This window comes from Croceitalea rosinachiae (assembly GCF_031846445.1).
GTDB classification, from domain to species: domain Bacteria; phylum Bacteroidota; class Bacteroidia; order Flavobacteriales; family Flavobacteriaceae; genus Croceitalea; species Croceitalea rosinachiae.
Window position 1 is genome coordinate 221,593 of the sequence record NZ_JAVRHR010000001.1, and the last position, 21,937, is coordinate 243,529.

Annotated in this window: 19 protein-coding genes; 9 read left to right on the forward strand and 10 right to left on the reverse strand. The window is 36.0% G+C overall.

Annotation, left to right across the window (positions count from 1 at the left end):
- Window positions 1–21: 21 nt before the first annotated feature.
- From RM706_RS01055 to RM706_RS01080, 6 genes are all read right to left on the reverse strand, one after another.
- On the reverse strand, window positions 22–849 hold the full coding sequence (locus RM706_RS01055; protein ID WP_311349167.1) for an OmpH/Skp family outer membrane protein: 828 nt from the start codon (window positions 847–849) through the stop codon (window positions 22–24).
- A gap of 103 nt (window positions 850–952) precedes the next feature.
- Window positions 953–3,670, reverse strand: coding sequence for a BamA/OMP85 family outer membrane protein (locus RM706_RS01060; protein ID WP_311349168.1), 2,718 nt, complete (start codon window positions 3,668–3,670; stop codon window positions 953–955).
- Window positions 3,606–4,346, reverse strand: coding sequence for an undecaprenyl pyrophosphate synthase (gene uppS, locus RM706_RS01065; protein ID WP_311349169.1), 741 nt, complete (start codon window positions 4,344–4,346; stop codon window positions 3,606–3,608). Before uppS ends, RM706_RS01060 begins: the two co-directional genes overlap by 65 nt.
- A gap of 3 nt (window positions 4,347–4,349) precedes the next feature.
- The gene (porG, locus tag RM706_RS01070; RefSeq protein WP_311349170.1) at window positions 4,350–5,033 is read right to left on the reverse strand and encodes a type IX secretion system protein PorG; all 684 of its coding nucleotides are present in this window, start codon (window positions 5,031–5,033) and stop codon (window positions 4,350–4,352) included.
- A gap of 109 nt (window positions 5,034–5,142) precedes the next feature.
- The gene (locus RM706_RS01075) at window positions 5,143–6,024 is read right to left on the reverse strand and encodes an NAD kinase (protein WP_311349171.1); all 882 of its coding nucleotides are present in this window, start codon (window positions 6,022–6,024) and stop codon (window positions 5,143–5,145) included.
- A 2-nt stretch (window positions 6,025–6,026) separates the two neighbouring features.
- The gene (locus RM706_RS01080; RefSeq protein WP_311349172.1) at window positions 6,027–6,683 is read right to left on the reverse strand and encodes a CBS domain-containing protein; all 657 of its coding nucleotides are present in this window, start codon (window positions 6,681–6,683) and stop codon (window positions 6,027–6,029) included.
- 89 nt (window positions 6,684–6,772) lie between these two features.
- Between RM706_RS01080 and RM706_RS01085 the strand changes: the two genes are divergently transcribed.
- From RM706_RS01085 to clpX, 7 genes are all read left to right on the forward strand, one after another.
- Window positions 6,773–7,489 (forward strand): pyridoxine 5'-phosphate synthase, encoded by a 717-nt coding sequence (locus tag RM706_RS01085; RefSeq protein WP_311349173.1) that lies wholly within the window; start codon window positions 6,773–6,775, stop codon window positions 7,487–7,489.
- Window positions 7,486–8,256 (forward strand): alpha/beta fold hydrolase, encoded by a 771-nt coding sequence (locus RM706_RS01090; protein ID WP_311349174.1) that lies wholly within the window; start codon window positions 7,486–7,488, stop codon window positions 8,254–8,256. The genes RM706_RS01085 and RM706_RS01090 overlap by 4 nt, the downstream gene beginning before the upstream one ends.
- Window positions 8,257–8,381: 125 nt before the next feature.
- Entirely contained in the window at window positions 8,382–9,887 is a 1,506-nt protein-coding gene (locus tag RM706_RS01095) for an SGNH/GDSL hydrolase family protein (protein ID WP_311349175.1), read from the forward strand.
- A 69-nt stretch (window positions 9,888–9,956) separates the two neighbouring features.
- Window positions 9,957–10,307, forward strand: coding sequence for a phage holin family protein (locus tag RM706_RS01100; protein WP_311349176.1), 351 nt, complete (start codon window positions 9,957–9,959; stop codon window positions 10,305–10,307).
- 96 nt (window positions 10,308–10,403) lie between these two features.
- Complete coding sequence (gene tig, locus RM706_RS01105) at window positions 10,404–11,726, forward strand: trigger factor (RefSeq protein WP_311349177.1); 1,323 nt, start codon at window positions 10,404–10,406, stop codon at window positions 11,724–11,726.
- Window positions 11,727–11,812: 86 nt separating this feature from the next.
- Entirely contained in the window at window positions 11,813–12,490 is a 678-nt protein-coding gene (gene clpP / locus RM706_RS01110) for an ATP-dependent Clp endopeptidase proteolytic subunit ClpP (RefSeq protein WP_311349178.1), read from the forward strand.
- A gap of 103 nt (window positions 12,491–12,593) precedes the next feature.
- The gene (clpX, locus tag RM706_RS01115) at window positions 12,594–13,829 is read left to right on the forward strand and encodes an ATP-dependent Clp protease ATP-binding subunit ClpX (protein WP_311349179.1); all 1,236 of its coding nucleotides are present in this window, start codon (window positions 12,594–12,596) and stop codon (window positions 13,827–13,829) included.
- 38 nt (window positions 13,830–13,867) lie between these two features.
- Here clpX and RM706_RS01120 read toward each other — a convergent pair whose 3' ends face one another.
- Window positions 13,868–14,443, reverse strand: coding sequence for an alpha/beta fold hydrolase (locus RM706_RS01120; protein ID WP_311349180.1), 576 nt, complete (start codon window positions 14,441–14,443; stop codon window positions 13,868–13,870).
- A 304-nt stretch (window positions 14,444–14,747) separates the two neighbouring features.
- Window positions 14,748–16,277 (reverse strand): GH3 auxin-responsive promoter family protein, encoded by a 1,530-nt coding sequence (locus tag RM706_RS01125; RefSeq protein WP_311349181.1) that lies wholly within the window; start codon window positions 16,275–16,277, stop codon window positions 14,748–14,750.
- A gap of 75 nt (window positions 16,278–16,352) precedes the next feature.
- On the opposite strand from RM706_RS01125, the gene RM706_RS01130 reads away from it, so the two are divergent.
- The gene (locus RM706_RS01130; RefSeq protein ID WP_311349182.1) at window positions 16,353–17,147 is read left to right on the forward strand and encodes a DUF2797 domain-containing protein; all 795 of its coding nucleotides are present in this window, start codon (window positions 16,353–16,355) and stop codon (window positions 17,145–17,147) included.
- Between the two features lie 23 nt (window positions 17,148–17,170).
- Window positions 17,171–18,469 (forward strand): serine hydrolase domain-containing protein, encoded by a 1,299-nt coding sequence (locus RM706_RS01135; protein ID WP_311349183.1) that lies wholly within the window; start codon window positions 17,171–17,173, stop codon window positions 18,467–18,469.
- An 18-nt stretch (window positions 18,470–18,487) separates the two neighbouring features.
- Here RM706_RS01135 and RM706_RS01140 read toward each other — a convergent pair whose 3' ends face one another.
- A complete protein-coding gene (locus tag RM706_RS01140; RefSeq protein WP_311349184.1) occupies window positions 18,488–21,193 on the reverse strand; it encodes an AsmA family protein in 2,706 nt (901 codons plus the stop codon).
- A gap of 34 nt (window positions 21,194–21,227) precedes the next feature.
- Window positions 21,228–21,935: a queuosine precursor transporter gene (locus tag RM706_RS01145; protein ID WP_311349185.1), complete on the reverse strand. Its 708-nt coding sequence runs from the start codon at window positions 21,933–21,935 to the stop codon at window positions 21,228–21,230.
- Window positions 21,936–21,937 lie beyond the last annotated feature (2 nt).

A 21,937-nucleotide genomic window follows, 5' to 3' on the forward strand; every position in this document is an offset into this window, starting at 1 on the left:
ATTTTTAGTGTCTAGTTTTTATTATCGATTTGTTGAATCCTTAACAATTTCTTTTCGCTCATCTTGTTTGGCTTTACGTTTAGCCTCACGTTCTTCAAGCAACTTTTTTCTTCTCTCTTCATATGCCCTCTTACGCTCTTCCCTTAATTTTAGCTGTTCCGCCTTTTTATCTGCCGCCGCCTTTGCTCTTGCTTCTTTGTCCGTACTCGCCTTTTCTTGTCTTTCTCTTAAAGCATCACTGATTTCTTTGTTTTCTTCAGCTTCTTGATTTTGAAAATCTTTTAGCTCTTTTGCAAGCTTCTTATCTTTATTAGACTTGCTTATTTTTCGAGTCCTTCCTATTTCCCTTAAAATCAGGTCACTAATGTCATGCCTTTTTTCGGAGTACAACATTACAACATCTGCTGATTTATCAAAAATAAAATCATATTTTTTATTCTTTCCGATTTTTTGAACCTCTACAAAAACTTGATCTTGAATAGGCTGAATCAACAGCTGTTTTTGTAATACCAAATCTCCTTGGGGACCAAAACGATCTTGTTGATAATCTAAAACTTCGGTTTCTAATATTTGTATCTCTTCTTCTCGTTCAGCAACCAACTCATCTGTAAGCAAGACTTTCTCCGCCATTAAGTCTTTTTTCATTTGATCAACTGTACTCAATTTGAGCTCAATTTCTTGCTTCCATTTATTGGCTTTTATATTGAGTTGTTCGGTTGCCTCGCGATACTCCTCTACATTCTCCAAAATAAATTCCATGTCAACATATCCAATTCTTACACCACGCTGTGCAAAGCTGTACATCGAAACCAATAAAATGGTAAGAGCTAAAAAAGATTTTGTCTTCATTTTTAAATCCGCTAATTACATAGAAAATATCGTGCCAAAATACATAAATAACTTAAAATGAATTAATTAAACCATTTGCGTATTGCAGAATATTCCATTTTGATTAAAACTGCTGACCAATAATGAAGTGGGTTTGCCATCCGCTAGGCCCGTTGCCTATTGATTGTGGTCTAAGGTCTTCATCGAAGCCGTAACCGAAGTCAATTCCTAAAAGTCCAAAAGCTGGCATAAAAATACGTAGCCCCACTCCAGCTGATCTCTTTAACTGAAACGGATTAAACTCGTTAAAATTGTTGAACGCATTACCAGCCTCAAGAAAACTCAACGCGTAGATAGAAGCTGAAGGTTTCAATGTTAATGGATACCGTAACTCCATAGAGAATTTATTGTAAATTACACCTCCATCTTGCTGCTGCTGTCCACTAATTGCATTAGTATTAAAAGGCGTCAAAGAACTGTTCTCATAACCACGAAGTTGAACTACGTCTCTTCCGTCTAAAGTAAAATTACCCAAGCCATCTCCACCAACAAAGAAACGTTCAAATGGCACATCGCCGATATCATTGTTATAATTACCTAAAAACCCGAATTCTGCATTGGTTCGCAACACTAACTTACCAACTAAATTCGTGTACCAATCTCCTTTAAACTTGATTTTATAGTACTCCAACCACTTAAAACGTTCTTCTTCTAAGTCTTCTATCTCTCCTTGAAGCTGCTGAAACTCTTGTTGCTCCTGTATTGTAGCAGGATTTTGTCCGATTTCAAAAAGACGTTCACTTTTTTCATCAATGCTATTACTAATTGCTTTAAAGTCTTTTCCTGAAATCAAAGAATAAGGCGGAGTAAACTTAGCCGTTATTTCAAAATTGGATCCGGTCATTGGAAATATTCTACTTGGTCCTTGAGAACTTCTGGAAATTCCCAAAGTGTAGGTAAGGGAATTTGAGCGACCGTTACCAAAATTAAAAAGACCAATATTATAGTCATTAAATTCATATAGTTGGTAACCTAACGAGTGTGAAATTGTAAAATAATCATCTGGCCATTGAACACGCTTGGCCAAACCGGCTGAAACTCCTGTAATTGAAAAACCTCTATTTCTGTCTCTTTCTATTTGTCCATTTGTATTAAAGCTTGAAGCAAACTGTTGGGTTCTAGAGAAAGACAGATTAAATCTAACGGGTTTTTTACCCCCAAGCCAAGGTTCCGAGAAATTTAAGCTGTATACCCTAAAAGTCTGACTTGCCTGTAATCTTAAAGCAAAAGTCTGACCATCACCCATTGGAACTGGCTTATACGCTTCTCCTTTAAAAATATTCTGGAGTGAAAAGTTACTGAACGATAACCCTAATGTACCTATAAAGCCGCCACCTCCGTAACCACCTTGGAGTTCGATTTGACTAGAACCTGCTTCGACCAAACTATATTTGATATCAACAGTACCTGAGTTTGGATCCGGATTTTCGATATCCGGAACTATTTGTTCTGCATCAAAGAATCCTAATTGCCCCAGTTCACGAACACTACGAACAATATTGTCTTTGCTATACTTTTGACCTGGACGAGTCCTTAATTCCCTAAAAATAACATGATCGTTTGTCTTATCATTTCCAACAACGGTGACATGATCTAAGAAGGTCTCTTTACCTTCTATAATTCGAATCTCAAAATCAATAGTATCGTTTACTGCTGAAATCTCAACAGGATTGATGCTTGAAAAAAGATATCCATTATTCTGATAAAGATTGGTCAAATCTTGAGCATCGGGTTTACTATCGTCAGCTATTCGTTTTTTAAGTAAAACCCCATTGTAGGTCTCCCCCTTTCTAATTCCCAATACTCGACTTAAGGCACGATCGGGGTAGACTGAGTTACCAACAAAATTGATATCTCCAAAATAATATTTCCTTCCTTCCTCAACACCAATTTCCAATCTAATATTATTTTCATTTACTTTTATGAAAGTATCTGAAACTACCCTGGCATCTCTATATCCTTTTTCTGCATATGCATCTACAATATTTTTTAGGCCTTCATTAAACTCATCTTCCATAAACTTTGAACGTTGCCAGAACGCCCCTAGTTTTTTCTTTCTAATTTTTGCCTTGCCCAAAGCTTTTTTCAGCCGTTTAGCTTTAAGTTTTTCATTTCCGCTAAAAACAATTTGACTAATTTTTACCTTGTCACCTTTCTTAACATTAATGACCATACTTTCTGAATTCGTTCCAGAAGTATCCTTGGCGGTAACTATGATCGCTTTAGCATTTAAATAGCCTTGTTTTCTGTACTTATTTTCTAAATATCCTTTTGTGTTGGCTATTAAGCTTTCTGTAATTTTCTTACCTTTTTTAAGGTCGGTATCGTCAAGTATGCCTTGTACTTTTCGCTTTTTTATGCCATATACTGTTACTTTAGAAAGTGTTGGACGTTCTAAAATATTAAGTTCAAGAAATATTTTATCATCTTCAATCTTGGTTTGATACATTGCTACATCAGAAAAAAGTTCGAGCCCCCAAAGTTTTTTGATAACAGAACTGATTTCTTCTCCAGGAACAGTAATCGGCTGACCCACCCTAAGACCTGTATAGGTCTTAACAGTTTGCTCATTGTAACTCTGTAACCCCGATACTTCCAATCCACCCAAAATGTATTGCTTCCCCGATTCTAGGGAGGTTTCCTGTGAGAAGGTTACCTGGGTGATTAAAAAAAGTAGAAGTAAAAGTTTGTTATATGAAGTAATTCTTTTTAACCCTTTAATTGAGTTGTTCGCTAGTTTTTCCAAATCGTCGTTCTCTATTCTGGTAATTGATAATTGCATCTACCAAATGTTGCTCACTAAAATCGGGCCAAAATACGTCAATAAAATATAATTCGGCATATGCAATTTGCCAAAGTAAAAAATTACTTATTCTGTGCTCCCCACTTGTTCGTATAAGCAAGTCTACATCTGGCAAGTCATGCGTGTAAAGATGAGTATTTATAATGGCTTCGTCAATATCATCTGGTGAAATTATATTATTTTTAACTTTGGCACTTATCTGTTTTATAGCCGATTTAAGTTCTTCTCTGGCACCATAACTTAAGGCCAAAGTAAGCGTCATTCCGTTATTTTCAGAAGTCTTTTTAATGACTTCATTTAATTCATCAGCAGCTTTTTTTGGCAAAGATTCTATATTACCAATGGCGTTTAACTTTATATTATTTTTGTTAAAAGTTTTAAGTTCTTTGCGTAACGAAGAGACCAAAATTCGCATTAAAGTTTGAACTTCAAGCCTTGGTCTATTCCAATTCTCAGTCGAAAAAGCGTAAAGGGTAAGATAACTCACATTAAATCTAGCGCAGCTTTCGACTACAGCACGTACAGCTTCTACACCATGCTCGTGACCAAAAACCCTAAGTTTACCGCGCTCCTTGGCCCAACGGCCATTACCATCCATTATGATGGCAATATGCTGAGGCAATCTTGCTTCGTCAATTTCGGTAAAGTTGCTCATTTGTTACTCAAAACAATCTTGACAGGGTTTACGACCAAAGGTATACGTTAATGTTATACCCGAGAATACGTACCAGTCGTCACTTAAAATATTACCAAATCTAAATTGTTCAAAATTAGAACCTTCAGGATTACTGGCATCCAAATTATCTGTAAAAGTGTATCGAGCACCTATTTCAGCGCCTAAAATCAGCACTTGACTTAACCGATATTTGGCTCCAACTGTCATTGGAATCGCGAAACTACCATCTTTTTGGTTAATATCCTGCACCTGTAGTGCATCAATGTAGTTAAAATCATATCTAAAATAAGTGAGACCTGTATATAGATAGGGAGTAAAAGCAGGACCCAACTTGTGCAAGTTGTATTCAACAAAGTTAAATTCAAGCCCTAAAGAATATTCTAAAACCGAATTTTCTACTAGATAACCTCTTTGTTGTCTTGATGGCATACTGCTTTTGGTGTCATCAGCTTTAAAATTACCTCTTAAAATACTTGCCCTAAAAGCATATCGTTTACTTTTATTCCACTTGAATAACGCACCATAAGCCGCTCCAGAAGGTAAAATAAAATTTGTTCTTCCTACATCACCAATATTATTCGCTCCTCCAGCAAATAGTCCAATCTCATAAGTTTGAGCATTTAAGGTAGATATTGCCAGTAAAAAAGCTACAATACATATTCTCATAAATAAGACTTACTAATATAACAATTAGAATGCACTGAATGGGCTATATCATCATATTATGTTCTCATTGTAAAACAGTATTTACCTCTATTTATTGTTTAGAAAAAGATCAATTGCGCCTGTCTTGACCCCAAAGTAATTTATTGCGAAGTGTTTTAAGAAAGCTTTCAGATTTATATTCAATCATTTTAGCAGAAAAAGATGATTTCTGAATGATAATTTCCTTTCCATTAGGTATGGTAGCTATTCTAGAATCTAGAGACACCAAATGATTGTCTTCTCGCCCAGATACTTTTAACCTAATTTTAGTATCATCCGAAATCACAAAAGGACGGGCATTGAGATTATGTGGGGCTATTGGTGTTAAAACTAATGATTTGGCAGTTGGTGCTATTACCGGACCTCCGCAGCTTAGCGAATATCCCGTGGAACCGGTTGGTGTAGAAACTATTAAGCCATCTGCCCAATATGAAGTTAAATACTCATCATTGAGCCAAGTTTCAACAGTAATCATTGAAGTAGTGTCTTTTCTACTAACCGTAATCTCATTTAAAGCAAAATTCAGGTCTCCAAATTCTTGGAATTCACTATCTAAACAAATTTCTACCAAACTCCGTTCTTCTATAGAAAAGGCACCTACAACAAATTCAGTAACTACTTTTCGTACATCTTCTTTCTTAAAAGTGGATAGAAACCCTAATCTACCGGTATTGACCCCTACAATAGGAATGCCCAAATCTTTCACATAGGTAACCGCCCTCAACATAGTACCGTCACCACCAAAGCTCACAAACATATCAAACGAACTGTCTAAACCTTTTTTAAGTGAAAAAGTCTTAAAATCTTGAGGAGAATGTTCTTTTGCAAGAAGGTGAACAAATTCTTCTTCTATTACAACATCAGCGGACACTTTAGTAAGTTCATCCAATAGTTCAAAAACACATGCAATATCGTGGCCTTGAAAAGATTGACCGTAAATGGCAATCTTCATCGCTATACGTTTAGGTATTTATCTAAATAATCTGAGCGCTCTTTTAAATCTTCCATAAACTGATCATCATTATTGCCAAACAAAATTGTATAATTATATCTTCTAAAAGATTGAATGATATCGTTTAGATTAGAAGCATTTACCTTTAAGGTAACTTGAATCACATCATTAAAGCTTTCCGTTATAAAGGCACCTAACAGCTTATTATTATTACTCTCCACAATTTGCGCAATTTCACTAAATGAATAGTCCTTAACTCCTTTCGAAACTACAAGAATACCCCCAGGTTCCGTAAAAAAAGGTGTACCTATAAATACAGACACAATATCGTTTAGATCATAATAACCCAATACACGGTTAACCTCATCTAAAACAGGTAATATGTTAGCCTCATTTCTGGCAAACTTTTCTAAAACATCTAACCAAGAAGCCTCTACCGTGACAAAAAAAGATTCAAGCTCATATCTAAAATTTTCTATTTTCTTCTTTCCCTCAAAACAGTCATGGTCATTTTCAGATAGCAATCCTAAAAAAACACCATTCTCTACCACTGCAACATGTGAAAATGTTGTGTCCTCAAAAAATACCATGGGTTTCTTCAAAGTTTCAGAAACTTCAAAAACAGGCAAGGTTTTTAATATTTGGTCTTGAATGTGCATAAGCTTATTTTCTTGTGCAAAATACAAATTTATATATCGCAAAAGGCGTGCCTAATTTGTATTTTTGCCATTCTCTTTGAAAAAAAGATATGACTAAATTAAGTGTCAATATTAACAAGTTAGCCACCCTGCGCAACTCTAGAGGTGGCAATGTACCCAATTTGATTCAAGCCACAAGAGATATTGAGTCATTTGGTGCTCAGGGTATAACTATTCACCCAAGACCAGATGAACGACATATTCGCTATCAAGATGCTCGCGATTTAAAAGATGTGGTCAATACAGAATTTAATATTGAAGGGAACCCAGTACAAAAATTCATCGATCTTGTTATAGAGGTGAAGCCAACCCAAGTTACCCTTGTACCCGATGCAGAAGATGCTATTACATCAAATGCAGGGTGGGATATTGTTAAGAATGCTGTCTTTTTAAAAGAAGTAATAAAGACCTTTAAGTCTGAAGGAATTAGAACATCTATTTTTGTAGATCCAGATACGAAAATGGTAGAAGCAGCAGCAAATACGGGAGCTGATAGAATAGAGCTATACACGGAAAGCTATGCGCATCATTATGCTCAAGGGCATAAAAATAAGATTGCCATATTCACTGAAGCAGCCAAAATAGCTCATAAAGTTGGGTTGGGCATCAATGCCGGTCACGATTTAAGTTTAGAGAATATTAAATTTTTTAAAGAAAATATTCCCAATCTTTTAGAAGTTTCTATTGGTCATGCCTTAATTTGTGAATCACTTTATTTGGGATTGGAGAATGTTATACCTATGTACTTACATCGTTTGGAAAAATGAAAGTTCTGCACTCAAAAATACTTGGTGATGGAAGCCCCTTATTAATACTACACGGTTTTCTGGGCATGTCTGACAATTGGAAGACTTTGGGGAATCAATTTGCCGAGGCAGGTTTTCAAGTACATTTAATTGACCAACGTAATCACGGCAAAAGTTTTCAATCAAATGATTTTGATTATGAACTGTTGTCACGCGATTTGCATTATTATATGGCTCATTACCATATTCAAAAAGGTATTTTATTAGGGCATTCAATGGGCGGCAAAACCGTTATGCAATTTGCTTGTTCTTATCCTGAAAAGGTTGAAAAACTAATTGTAGCTGACATCGCCCCTAAATATTATCCTCCACATCACCAAGAAATTATCAATGGTTTACTTAGCTTGAATTTTGAAGAAATTAAAAGTAGAACAGAAGCAGATAAAAGACTGAGCGAGCACTTGACGAATTTTGGAATTCGACAATTCTTATTGAAGAATCTATATTGGATTGAAAAAGGAAAATTAGATTTTCGATTTAATTTAGAGGTATTGAAAGATAGAATGGAAGAGATTGGTGAAAACATCCAGGCTCTAGATACTTTTGATGGAGATACTCTTTTCTTAAGAGGTGACAATTCTGAATATATTCTTAAAAATGATTTTGACTCCATTAAAAAGCACTTTCCTAAAGCGACTATTGACACTGTATCAAATGCAGGGCATTGGCTGCATGCTGAAAACCCAAAAGAATTCTTTGTCAAGGTCTTAACTTTTTTAAATCGTTAAAATTTACCCGAATTTATTATGCATGCATAATTTTTTCACCCCATTTATTGTAAGTATGGTAATTTTCTTCTAGTTTTGGAAACACTGTATTAACGATAACTTAAACTAACACAAATACTTTCTATATGAAAAAGTTCCTCTCCCTTATTGGATTTTTAGGACTCCTATCCGTATCTTGCTCTGATGATGATGATGCTGTTGTAGATGATATGACCATGGCCCCGGACCCAGTAGTATATACAAGCGGTACGGCAGATTTTTCAAATTATGTTGCCCTAGGTAATTCATTGACCGCAGGTTTCTCTGACAATGCGCTTTTCGTTGACGGTCAAGAGAATTCGTATCCAAATATGTTGGCAGGTAATTTTGCCTTAGCTGGCGGAGGGGCGTTCAACATTCCTTTTATGGCAGATAATTTAGGTGGTGCTACTTTAGGTGGTGAACCCATTTTAGGAAATCGTTTTATTCTTTCATTTGCAACTGGTTCTCCCCTTCCTGTGCCTTTAGAGGGGCAAGGGGCAACTGAAATCTCAAATGTACTTTCTGGCACATTCAATAATGTGGGTGTTCCTGGGGCGAAGAGTTATCATTTGTTAGCACCAGGTTATGGTAATTTAGCTGGGGTGCCCATAGGTGCCGCCAATCCATATTTTGCGCGCTTTGCATCAAGCCCAAATACCACTGTATTAGAGGATGCAGCAGCACAGAACGCTACCTTCTTTTCGCTTTGGATCGGAAACAATGATGTTTTAGGCTATGTCGCTGCCGGTGGCGCGGGAACTGACCAAAGCGGAAATTTAGATCCATCTACATATGGCGGTAGTGATATTTCAGACGTCAACGTAGTTGCTGGTTCTATTGATGGCATTCTTCAAACAATGACAGCTAATGGGGCTAAAGGTGTTATTGCCAATTTACCTGATGTCACCAGCATACCATATTTGACTGCCGTACCTTACAATCCTATTCCATTAGATGCAGCAACGGCTGAATTGGTAAATGGTGCCTATGCAGCTTATAATGGAGGTTTGGCACAAGTACAAGCTTTGGGCTTGATTACGGCTGAGGAATTAGCCCAACGAACCATATCTTTTGAGGCTGGTGCAACTAATGCTGCAGTCATTATAGATGAAGACTTGACTGATTTGACCGCGGTTAATCCTGCACTCATAAACATGCGACAAACTACGGCTGATGACTTTTTAGTATTAACTTCGAGCTCCTTCATCGGAACATTGGCGAATCCTGCTGATCCAACTTCAATCAATGGTGTAGCGGTTCCATTAGCAGATCAATGGGTGTTAACACCAGAAGAACAGGCCACTGCCAATTCGGCCCTTGCAGCTTACAATCAAGTCATTGAGGCATTGGCCACTCAATATGATATTGCCTTTGTTGATGCCAACTCATTGTTTGATGGTATTCGTGAAAGTGGTTTTCCATTGGCAGACGGAAGTTTTGTGACCACAGATTTTGGCACTGGGGGTGGTTTTTCTTTAGATGGGGTTCACCCATCACCAAGAGGGTATGCCATTTTGGCAAATGCCCATGTTGAAGCCATTAACGCTAAATATGGCTCAAACTTACCTGGAGTCAACCCTTTAGATTTTACTGGGTTGTATCTCGAATAAGAAGATTTTGACACATTTTATACAAAGGCACCGTTTTTGCGGTGCCTTTGTATTAAAATCCCTAATAAAATGAAATTTATTTTAAGAATTCTATTGAGTGCGTTGGCCGTTATCATTCTGGCTAATATTTTACCTGGTATTACAGTTGATTCTTATATTACCGCAATTATTGTTGCCATTGTAATAAGCCTATTAAACTTTTTGGTCAAACCAATTTTGGTAATCTTGACATTACCGGTCACCATTGTAACTTTTGGTCTGTTTTTACTGTTCATCAATGCCATCATTATTATGTTGGCTGACTATTTTATTACAGGTTTTGGAGTTAGTAGCATTTGGTGGGCTCTTGCTTTTAGTTTTTTACTTTCCTTCTTGCAATCTATTTTATTTTCAATTTTGAAGAAAGACAAAAAGAAGTAAGTTTTTTAATTGATTTACAACCAATTAAAAACTTGTTGAGCAGAAGAAAATATAGTATTTTTGCCTCCCATTTCTAGAAAAGCAAACAGCAAATAGATGAATATTACAAAAGAACAGATTGACGACCTTAATGCAGTTGTGAAAGTAGCCATCACAAAAGATGATTACCAAGAAAAGGTTGATACGATTTTAAAAGATTATAGAAAACAGGCCAATATACCTGGTTTCAGAAAAGGTCAAGTACCTATGGGGCTTATAAAAAAACAATATGGAAAAGCCGTATTAGTTGACGAAGTAAACAAATTGCTACAAGACAATTTGAACAAATATCTTACAGAAGAAAAATTGGATGTTTTAGGAAACCCACTTCCAAAACAACAAGACGGTTTTAACTGGGAGTCTGAAGAATTCGCTTTTGAATTTGAATTAGGCCTTGCTCCTTCTTTTGATGTGCAGTTGAAAACAAAGAAAGCAACTACCCAGTATAAGATAGTTGCAGACAAAAAAATGGTAGATGAACAGGTGGAACGTATTCAAAAGCAATACGGTAAAATTATCTCAAAATCTGAAGTTGCAAAAGGTAATGAAGTCAACGGAACCTTCACGAACGAAGCTGAAGAAATTGAACATAAAACTACTGTTGAACTTGACAAGATTAAAAATAAAAAAGCAATTGACAGTTTATTAGGAAAAAAAGCAGGAGATACCATTTCTCTTAAAACCAAAGGGCTATTCAAAGAAGATTATTTACTTTCTGCGGCATTGGGAATAGACCGTGAAAAAGCAGAAAAACTGAATATTGAAGTAGATTTCATCATTGAGGAAATCAATGAACGAGAAGCTGCTCTTTTAAATCAAGAACTATTTGATAAACTTTTCGGAAAAGATGAGGTCACTTCTGAAAAAGAATTGAAAGAAAAAATCAAAGAAGATTCTGAAAAACAATTTGAGCAACAAGCTGACCAAAAGCTTTTGAATGATGTTACTGAAAAATTGATTGCAGATACTAAATTTGACCTTCCTTCAGAGTTCTTAAAAAAATGGATTCAGGTGAGTGGCGAAAATCCACTTTCTGATGATCAAGCTAAAGAAGAGTATGAAAAATCAGAAAAAGGATTGCGTTATCAATTGATAGAAAGCAAAATTCTTAATGATAATAATTTGTCCGTTCAATTTGATGAGCTAAAAGAATTCGCCAAAGGTTTTATTAAATCGCAAATGGCGCAATATGGTCATTTAGACCCTCAAGAAGAAGAACTTGAAAACATTGCTACACGAGTTATGAGCAACCAAGATGAAGTTAAACGGATGTCTGAACAATTAATGAGCCAGAAACTTTTAACACTCTTCAAAGAGAAAGCAAATCTTAAGGTTAAAGAAATTAGCTACGAGAACTTTGTCAAAGAGGTTTACGGATAAACGTACTAAATAATATGTATCTTTACGGTTCTGAAATTTTCTGTTTCAGAACCTTTTTTGTATAAAAAATCAAGCGAAAAAATCCTATGGATTACGGAAAAGAATTTAAAAATTACGCTACAAAGCACCAAGGTATTAACAGCATGTATTACGATAAAATCGTAAGCAGTATGTATCCTGTTAATTTGACGCCCAATATTATTGAAGAACGTCAAATGAATATTGCAGTATTCGATGTGTTTTCTAGACTAATGATGGATAGAATCATTTTTTTGGGTACAGGTATCAATGATCAAGTCGCCAATATCGTTCAGGCGCAGTTGTTATTTTTAGAAAGTACAGATGCCTCTAAAGATATTTCAATATATATTAACTCTCCTGGAGGAAGTGTTTATGCTGGTTTAGGTATTTACGATACGATGCAATTCATCAAACCTGATGTAGCGACCATTTGTACCGGAATGGCCGCTTCTATGGGAGCAGTATTGCTTTGTGCAGGTGAAAAAGGAAAACGCAGTGGACTCACTCACTCAAGAGTGATGATTCACCAACCAATGGGTGGTGCTCAAGGGCAAGCTAGTGATATTGAGATTACAGCTAAAGAAATTCTAAAATTAAAAGAAGAACTTTATACCATTATTGCAAATCATTCTGGTCAAACCTATGATAAAGTCTATGAAGACAGTGACCGTGATTATTGGATGAAAGCTGATGTGGCTAAAAACTATGGTATGATTGATGAAATTTTGGTAAGGGAAAGATAAAAACCCCGAACAAAGTAACCTAGAGAATTAGCAAGTCAAAAGGGCAAAACAAACCAAAAACTGTTTTTTCTCGTTTAGATGAAGAAGAACTTTAAATGTAGGTATGGCAAAGGAAAATTTAGAATGTTCATTTTGTGGAAGAAAAAAACCAGAAACCAATCTACTGATTGCTGGCTTAGATGCGCATATATGTGACCGTTGCATTGAACAAGCCCATAGTATAGTTGCTGAAGAATCTAAACAATCTAAGACCAATGACCTTTCTTCCGAATTGGTTTTAAAGAAACCAATTGAAATAAAAGATTTCTTAGATACCTTCATTATTGGGCAAGAACGTACCAAAAAAGTACTTTCTGTTGCAGTTTATAACCACTATAAGAGACTCTTGCAGGCTAAGGGAAATGATGATGAGATAGAAATACAAAAAAGCAATATCATCATGGTAGGCCAAACAGGTACTGGCAAAACTTTAATGGCAAAAACCATTTCCAGAATGCTAAACGTACCATTGGCAATTGTTGATGCCACGGTTTTAACAGAAGCTGGTTATGTAGGTGAGGATGTAGAAAGCATTCTTACTCGACTATTGCAAGCTGCAGATTACAATCTTGAAAAAGCAGAACGAGGTATTGTTTTTATAGATGAAATTGATAAAATTGCTCGTAAAAGTGATAATCCGTCAATTACTCGAGACGTTTCAGGCGAAGGTGTGCAACAAGGGCTTTTAAAGCTTTTGGAAGGCACTGTTGTTAATGTACCGCCTAAGGGTGGTAGAAAACATCCTGATCAAAAATTTATTGAAGTAAACACGGAAAATATTCTTTTTGTTGCTGGAGGTGCTTTTGATGGTATTGAACGTATGATTACCAAAAGATTGAATATGCAGGCGGTTGGTTATAGTGCTTCAAAAGCTGAAGACAAACTAGACAATGAGAATATTCTACAATATATTATCCCAAAAGACTTAAAAGATTTTGGTTTGATTCCTGAAATCATTGGTCGCCTTCCAGTACTTACACATATGAATCCTTTAGACAAAAAAACGTTGAGGGCTATTCTAACGGAACCCAAAAATGCTATTATCAAGCAATATGAGAAATTGTTTGCTATGGACGAAATCACTTTTAGCATTACGGAGCAGGCCTTAAACTACATTGTAGACAAGGCCGTAGAATACAAACTTGGAGCTAGAGGTTTGAGGTCGTTGTGTGAAGCAGTTTTTACCGATGCCATGTTTACATTGCCTAGTAGTGAAGACAAAGACTTTAAAGTAACAAAAGCATATGCTGAAGAAAAACTATCTTACGAAACCATTAAAAAGCTTAAAGCGGTTTCTTAATTAAGAATAAAAAATAAAGAGGTTATATAGGGGCTTAATTAGGCCCCTTTTTTATACTGTTTTTCCACCTGACCTGTGCTTTCTTTATGCATAACTTTTTTCAAAAGACCTTTGCATACTTCTGCAATTATTTTTTCATCAGAGTAGAGTTCGTGACCAAAATTTGGTATAACATTCAAATCTACCCCAACTTGCTTGGTCCATATCATCCCTGGCTTAAATTCATCACATTCTCCGTACACCAGGTTAATATCACAATCTGGTTTTTCATTTTCAAAACGAATCCGTGTTGGTGATACTGCAGTGAGTGATTTTATAGGAAGACCCCCTAAGCCTGCTTTCCAAGCGATAGTCCCACCTGTACTAAATGCTAAAACATGGCATGGATCAGTTTCTTTTTTTAATAGATGTGCGACAGCTGTATCAATGCCACCATTAATAAATGCTTTATGCAAGTTTTCTTTGGTATTGACCAACTCATCAATATTGCCCAGCTGTTGACAGTCGTGAAATTGAATATCAAAGTACTGTTGTAAGTAACCAAAATAAGAAGTAATCCAAAGGCCTTTCTTTACGCCCCACATGTCTGAAATAACAAGTAATTTTTCTGCCATAACTTTAATTTGTTTGGTATTAATCGTTTATAAGAATCGGGAACTATTGAGACCAAACTTCAATCATTAACGACAGAATTCCATATTTATTGGTTCAATTTCTGTTTTGTCCGATGAGTGGTACAATTTTACGAAAACGTTTTCGTAAAATTTCATCATTCTGTATAAACTGAATATATTATTGTATGACAAACCCAAATAACTATATTCTTAATCAATGACCAAGCCTCATACTAAGGTTAAAACCATCAGATACAAAAGGTGCATTGGTGTGCTACGGCCACCATGGATAGTAGAATAAACTTTAAATTTGAGTAAGTAAGGAGTTCATTTCTAATAATTCTTCAATATAACCGCGCTCATTGGATAATCTTGGAATTTTGTGCTGCCCTCCTAATTTATTCTGGGTTTTTAACCAATCATAAAAAAGGTTTTTACGCGCAATATGAACTTTTGGCATTCTAAGGGTAATATTATTGTAACGCTTTGCTTCGTAGTCAGAATTCAAAGCCTTTAGTGCATTATCTAAAAACTCTGTAAAATATCCTAGATTTTCTGGATGTTTTCGAAATTCAATTATCCATTCATGAGCTCCCTTTTCATTATCTTTCATAAAAATGGGCGCAGCACTATATTCCTTTATTTCAGCACCAGTTTTCATGCAAACCTGTTTTAGAGCTTCTTCTGCATTCTCAATAATTAACTCTTCACCAAAGGCATTGATATGATGCTTGGTTCTACCTGTAATACGTATGCGATAAGGGTTTAATGAAGTAAAACGAACCGTATCGCCAATCTTATAACGCCAAAGTCCAGCATTGGTAGTAATGATAATTGCATAATTAACGGCTGTTTTTACTTCCCATAGTGGAATTGCTTTCTCTGACTCTAACCCATAAGTGTCCATAGGTATAAATTCGTAGAAAATACCGTAATCCAGCATCAATAATAGCTCTTCAGAATTGTTTCTGTCTTGAATTGCAAAAAATCCCTCTGAAGCATTATATGTCTCATAGTAATTGAAACGTTTTCGAGGCAGTAATTTTTTGTACTGCTCGCGATAGGGCGCAAAACTAACCCCTCCGTGAAAATAAACTTCTAGGTTCTCCCAAATTTCAAATAAGTGATTCTTCCCCGTCTTTTCAATAACATTGTTCAAGAGCACAAGCATCCATGAAGGTACCCCGGCCAAACTTGTTACGTTCTCCTTAATACTTTCTTCAATAATCGCTTCAAGTTTAGACTCCCATTCGCTCATTAAAGAAACTTTGCTGCTTGGCGTGCTACTATACTCTGCCCAAAGGGGCATGTTATCAATCAGAATCGCGGATAAATCCCCAAAAAAAGTTCCGTTATCCTCATACAGTTCTTTACTACCACCCAAACGCAAGCTCTTACCCGTAAACAATTGCGAATTCTCATTATTATTCAAATACAAACACAATAAATCTTTACTTGACTTGTAATGACAATCATCCAAGGCCTCAGTACTAACGGGAATAAACTTGCTTTTAGCGTTGGTCGTTCCGCTGCTTTTTGCAAACCACTTTATTTGTGTGGGCCAAAAAATATTGTGTTCTCCCCTTCGCGTGCGTTCAATAGTAGGTGCCAAAGCTTCGTAGTTTTGAATGGGCACTCTCCCCGCAAACTCTTCATAAGATTTAATCGTATCAAAGCCATATTGCTTCCCTATAATTGTGCTTTCTGCAAAAGCCACTAGTTGCATCAAAACTTCTTTCTGCACATCATGCGGATACTTCAAAAAAAGTTCAATTTGATGAAATCGCTTTTTGAGTAGCCATGATGCAATAGAATTGAATAATGGTATCGGCATTTTGGGTATATTTAGTCCTTAAGACTACGATTGGTCTTAGCTAAAATACAAATTCATTATTTAGAAAAACAGTATATGTTATACGAAGGTGTTTTGCGTAAAATGCGGACGGAAATGGGAAATCCTATTCAATACTTTTTGATTTTTGAAAATGACTTCATCAACTTTAATCAAGTCTTAAACAGGTCCCTCAAAATTGAATTCATAAAATTTCAATGTTTAAATTGTGGTAGAGACCGTAAAATTTATCGCCAAGGATTTTGTAAAACTTGTTTTTATGAAACCCCAGCAGCTGGTGATTGGATCATGAAGCCTGAACTGAGCACCGCACATTTAGACAAAGAAGACCGTGATTTAGAGTACGAAAAAAGAATGCAATTACAACCTCACATTGTTTATTTGGCAAACTCAAGCAATATAAAAGTTGGCGTGACCCGAAAGGCCCAGGTACCAACCCGTTGGATAGATCAAGGCGCCCATGAAGCTATTGAAATTGTAGAAGTACCCAACCGATATTTAGCTGGCATTACTGAGGTAGCTTTAAAAGACCATGTTGGTGATAAAACCAATTGGCGCAAAATGTTGCAAAATGACATTGAAGATTTGAATTTGATGGAATGGCGTGAAAAATTGAAAGCCCATATTCCTGAGGAAGCCTCCGAATATTTTATAACTTCAAACGCAGAAACCAATTTGGAATTTCCGGTGCTGCGGTATCCAGAAAAAGTCAAGAGTCTAAACTTGGACAAAATACCTTCTTTTGAAGGAGTCTTAAAAGGTATAAAAGGGCAATACCTCATCTTTGAAGACAATACCGTTTTCAATATTCGCGGTAGTGAAGGCTTTTATGTGGGAATTGACATCAACTAAATTTATTTTTTATCAAAAACGATATGAAGCTATCAAACACACTACAAGTATTGCTTGTTATTCTTCTTTTATCGTCTTGCAGAACGGAGGAAAAGGAAGTTGTAGCAATAGAAAAATTTCAATTTGCTACTCCTGAAGAACTAGGAATGGCAACGGACAGCCTATCCAAAATTGACGAAATGGTTATGGAGTTTGTTGAAGCAAAAAAGTATCCTGGAGCTGTTACATTAATAGCCAAAAATGGGAAAATTATTTACGAATCTGAAGTGGGTTGGTCAGATTCCACTAAAACGGAACCTTATCGAAAAGACCATTTATTCAGAATGGCCTCAATGACAAAACCCATAGTTTCTGTCGCTGCGATGCAATTAGTAGAAGCAGGCAAATTAAATTTAGATGACCCTGTTGGCAAATATATTCCGTCATTTATAGAGACTGAAATATTGACTGATTTTAATCCTGTAGATACTACTTGGACGAGTATTTCTTCAAAAAACAGTCCAACCGTAAGGCAACTATTGACCCAAACTGCCGGTGTACCCTACGGATTTATGAACCCAAGTTTAAATGGGGCTATTTTAGCAAAACATAGCGTGCCTGACCTGAGCACACATTTACCAATAACCATTAAAGAAACAGCAAGTAAATTAGGTGACCTACCTCTTATGCATGAACCAGGAACGCAGTGGATGTATGGTCTTAATACTGACGTTTTGGGTCGCGTGGTCGAGGTTGCCTCAGGCATGGAGTTGGATGATTATATTCGTGAAAATATCACTAAACCTATAGGAATTGAAAGACTCGATTTTTATTTCAATGATTCGCTTACTCCGAAATTGGCCAAAGTATTTTTAGGTGGTCAAGACGGTGAAATCGTTCAAGCACCTGAAAACATGGGTCCTTTTTACATCCCAAATTACCCTACAAAAGGGGCAAAAAAATATTTATCTGGTGGTAGTGGAATGACAGGCACTGCAAGAGACTATTTTTTATTTTGTCAAGCCATGCTTAACAATGGAAAGCTTGGCGACGGTGAAATATTGAAACCAGAAACTGCACAAGCCATGCATGAAGTTCAATTAGACACCATTACCTTTCCTTGGGGTTCAGGAAGTTTTGGTTATGGTTTTCATGTCGCAGAGGGTGAAACTTCAAGACCTAATGGCACCTATAGTTGGGGAGGTGCTTTCAGTACTACCTTTTGGATTGACCCTTCCAATAAATTAGTTGTCATTCAACTCAGACAGGTTTTACAATCACCACATAACCAAGAGATTGATGGTAGATTAGAAAAGTTAGTTTATAACGCTTTAAAAAATTAACAAAGGGCAACAAGTCGCTTAATTTACCGTATCTTTTTTCTTCTTTTTGCCACCTAAAAGTCCACCTAAGAGATTTTTAGCAGCGTCTTTTACAGCATCATTTTGTTTTGTAGAATCCTTTACAATTGAATCTTTTTTGTTATTGCCCAATAAACCTCCTAGCACATCGGAAGCTGAAGTTTTTGTTGAATCTGTTTTTGTTGAGTCTTTATTATCGCCTAGTAATCCGCCCAATAAGTCTTTGGCGGTATCCTTACCTTGATTAACGAGTTTTTGTTTTTGGATGTCAACCAGTTGTTTGGTCAAATCGGTTACCCCAGACTTTAAATCAGTGGAAATATTTGGACTAGCATAAGTACCTCCAATACTTGCTGTCACTGGTATCGTTAAGCCCTCTAAACTCGAATCATCAATTTTAGCAATTAATCCATTGACTTCATCACCCAAATATTTTGCTGGCACGTCTAATATTGCTTGGTATTCTAATTGCTCATTAAAACTATGACTACCATCAATTTTAATGGCGACATCTTTATAATTGAGCGAAAAAGGCTTTACCGAAACTCTTCCATTTTCAAAAGAAAGCGCGGTCTTCAAGTCTTTTAAATCCAACGCATCTAAATCAATAAAAGTGACACTGTTATTTAGGGCCGTCAAAACAGAGGCGTCTTTGGTAGATATCTTGGCAGAAAGTAATTCTCCAACCAAATTACCGGTTAGGGTAGATAAGTTTGGAGTCATATCGTCCTTTAGGTTTCCTGATATTTTAAAATCAGAATTTAACTTACCCTGCAATGCCTGTGCAACAGGTGCTAATACCCTAAACAAATCAAGTGCCTTGAAGGATTCACTTATTTTAAAGCTATCCATACCTAAGGTCATATCAAAAGTCGAAATATCCCCTTTAGTAGAGACTGAACCATTCATATTCAATTTTCCATCAAATAACTCTGAGCTTAAATTTTGCAATTTGACTGCCTCATCTTTGACAATCAATTGCCCTGATACGTTTTTTAAATTCAAATTATCATAAATGACCGTGGCAGCTGAGGCATCAATGGTGGCATCTAAAAACGAAGGTATTTTTATTCGTTCTTGCTGTGATGTTGGGTTATCTTGACTCTCTTCCGATTCTGATTCTTCCATCATAAAATCATTTAGAGCAAAAGTATCCGACCTTAATTTAAAATTACCCTCAACATTCTCTTCATTAAATAAAAAACCCAAAAGATTGGTAATGGTACCATCAGCTTTAAAATCGGTTTGACCAGTTTTACCTTCAAAAGAATTCAACGTCACCGTATTCGGGTTGAAGGTAACCCCTGCTTTAGTTATGGCTACAGGGTTTTTAAGTTCTTCTGAGCTATATTTAAAATCTGAGAGGTTAAGTTGCCCATTTGTCTTCGTATTCCCATACTGCTTCTTTTCAATTGAAACCATATCGAAAGCCGCAGTCATATCAGCAGTTAAAACTCCCGATAGATCTAAATCCATCGTAATGGGATATGCCTTAGATATATTTGCTAGGTTCATTTTACCATCTGCATGAAGGTTCACTTTGGTATTGCCCAAAAGTTCACTGATATCGGCGTTCAAATTGAAAATATCTTCATCAATCTGAAATGAAATCTTGTTGATATCGACATAGGTGTCTTCTGTAATACCTGATTCATTTTTAATTTTAGTATCAATAAATACGTTCTTTACCGTTTTAGGCAAATCAGGATATTTGAATGAAGCATTTTGCGAATTAATTTGAATATCAAATGCTGGAATATGTTCTTCATCAACAATACCTTTAAACTGACCAGCAACCTCAAAATTACCCGTTGTAGTTACATTTTCAATATTTGCTGAATAGGCCTCTGGAATAACTGCCAAGAAATTTTTAAAATCTGAAGATGGGGTATTAAACGTAATATCTACTTCTTGGTTGTCTTCATTTACTTTCACAAAACCATCAAAAACAAGTGGTAATTGATTCACCAAGACCTTATTCTCAAGAAAAGTATATTTACTTTCTTTCAAATCAATGCCTATTACCGCGTCTAAAGAAACCTTATTGTTGTTCAGATACTTAGTGCTATCCATTTGAAACGAAACAAGTGCATCTGTTTTAGTTTGCAATTGTGCATCTTCTAAGGATAAGTCTCCTGAACCTGAGTGGTTCATTTCACTAAGGACCAAATGCATTCCAGTGGCAAAATCATCATAAATGATTTCGGTATTATTGATTTCATAAGATTCAAGGTCAAAGGTGAAATTAGATGAACTGGAATCTTCAGATGTTGTAGCTGTACTTGTATCATCTTTTGCAATATCGTAATTCGTATTTTCTTCAACATCTACTTTTATATGCAACTTTGCTTGATCCAACTTTAAGCTTTTAATGGCAATGGGTTCATCAGCGCCTTTGAACAATTCTTTAATTGACATTTCTAAGGCCAAATCACCCGAAGAAAACAATGTATCTCCTTCAAAAGGAGTATTATTTATGAGCGAGATTCCCTTCAAATCTACATATGCATCCGGAAAGCTTTTTATAAGGCTCAAATTGGCCTCTTCAAAATCAAGGGAAGCATTAATATTTTGGTTGACCTTATTTTTAATGATATCAGCGATCTTACCTTCTAAAAAAATAGGAATGGCTATAAGCAGCCCTACGAGCATAAGCAGCACGATACCGAAAATTTTGAACAGCTTCTTTTTAGATTTCTTCGTCATCATTGGGCTTTTAAAACAAAATAACGGAGAAGCTTTAATCTAGGTGTATCTCTTCTCCTATTTTTAAGTTAAATCTTTTACGCAATAGATATACGAAAAGATAGAGCAAAGGGGTGTCAAGCAGTGCAATAAATATTTTGAACACAAAACCACTGATAACCAATCCATAGAAAAGCTCCCATGGAATCTCACCAAAAGAGCACAATAACAATACCACGGTAAAAGTGTCAATAAACTGTGAAGAGAAGGTAGAAAAATTGTTTCTAAGCCATAAATATCTACCTTTTGTGACCCTTTTCCAGAAATGATAAATTTGAATATCTACAAACTGTGCTAATAAATACGCCATCATAGAGGCAAAAACAGCGACAATGGTATTGCCAAAAACTTCAGAAAACATGGTATTTGTAACAGGCGACCATTCGGTAGCAGGTACTGCAGAGGCCGTATACACAATTGCCAAAGAAAAGAATGAGGCAAAAATACCTGCGATGACAACTTGGTTCGCTTTCTTTTTTCCAAAAATTTCAGAGATTAAATCTGTAATTAAAAACGTGATAGGGTAAGGTAAAATTCCCACTGATATTTCAAACAGTGAAGCTCCAAATAATTCCAAATCTCCAAAAGGTCTCCAATAAAAAAATTTTTGAAAAATCAAATTAGAAACTACCAGTGAAGTTATGAAGAGCGCCCCTAGATATAAGTATAGTTGAAACGCAAATCGCTTATCTTTTTGCGTCATGA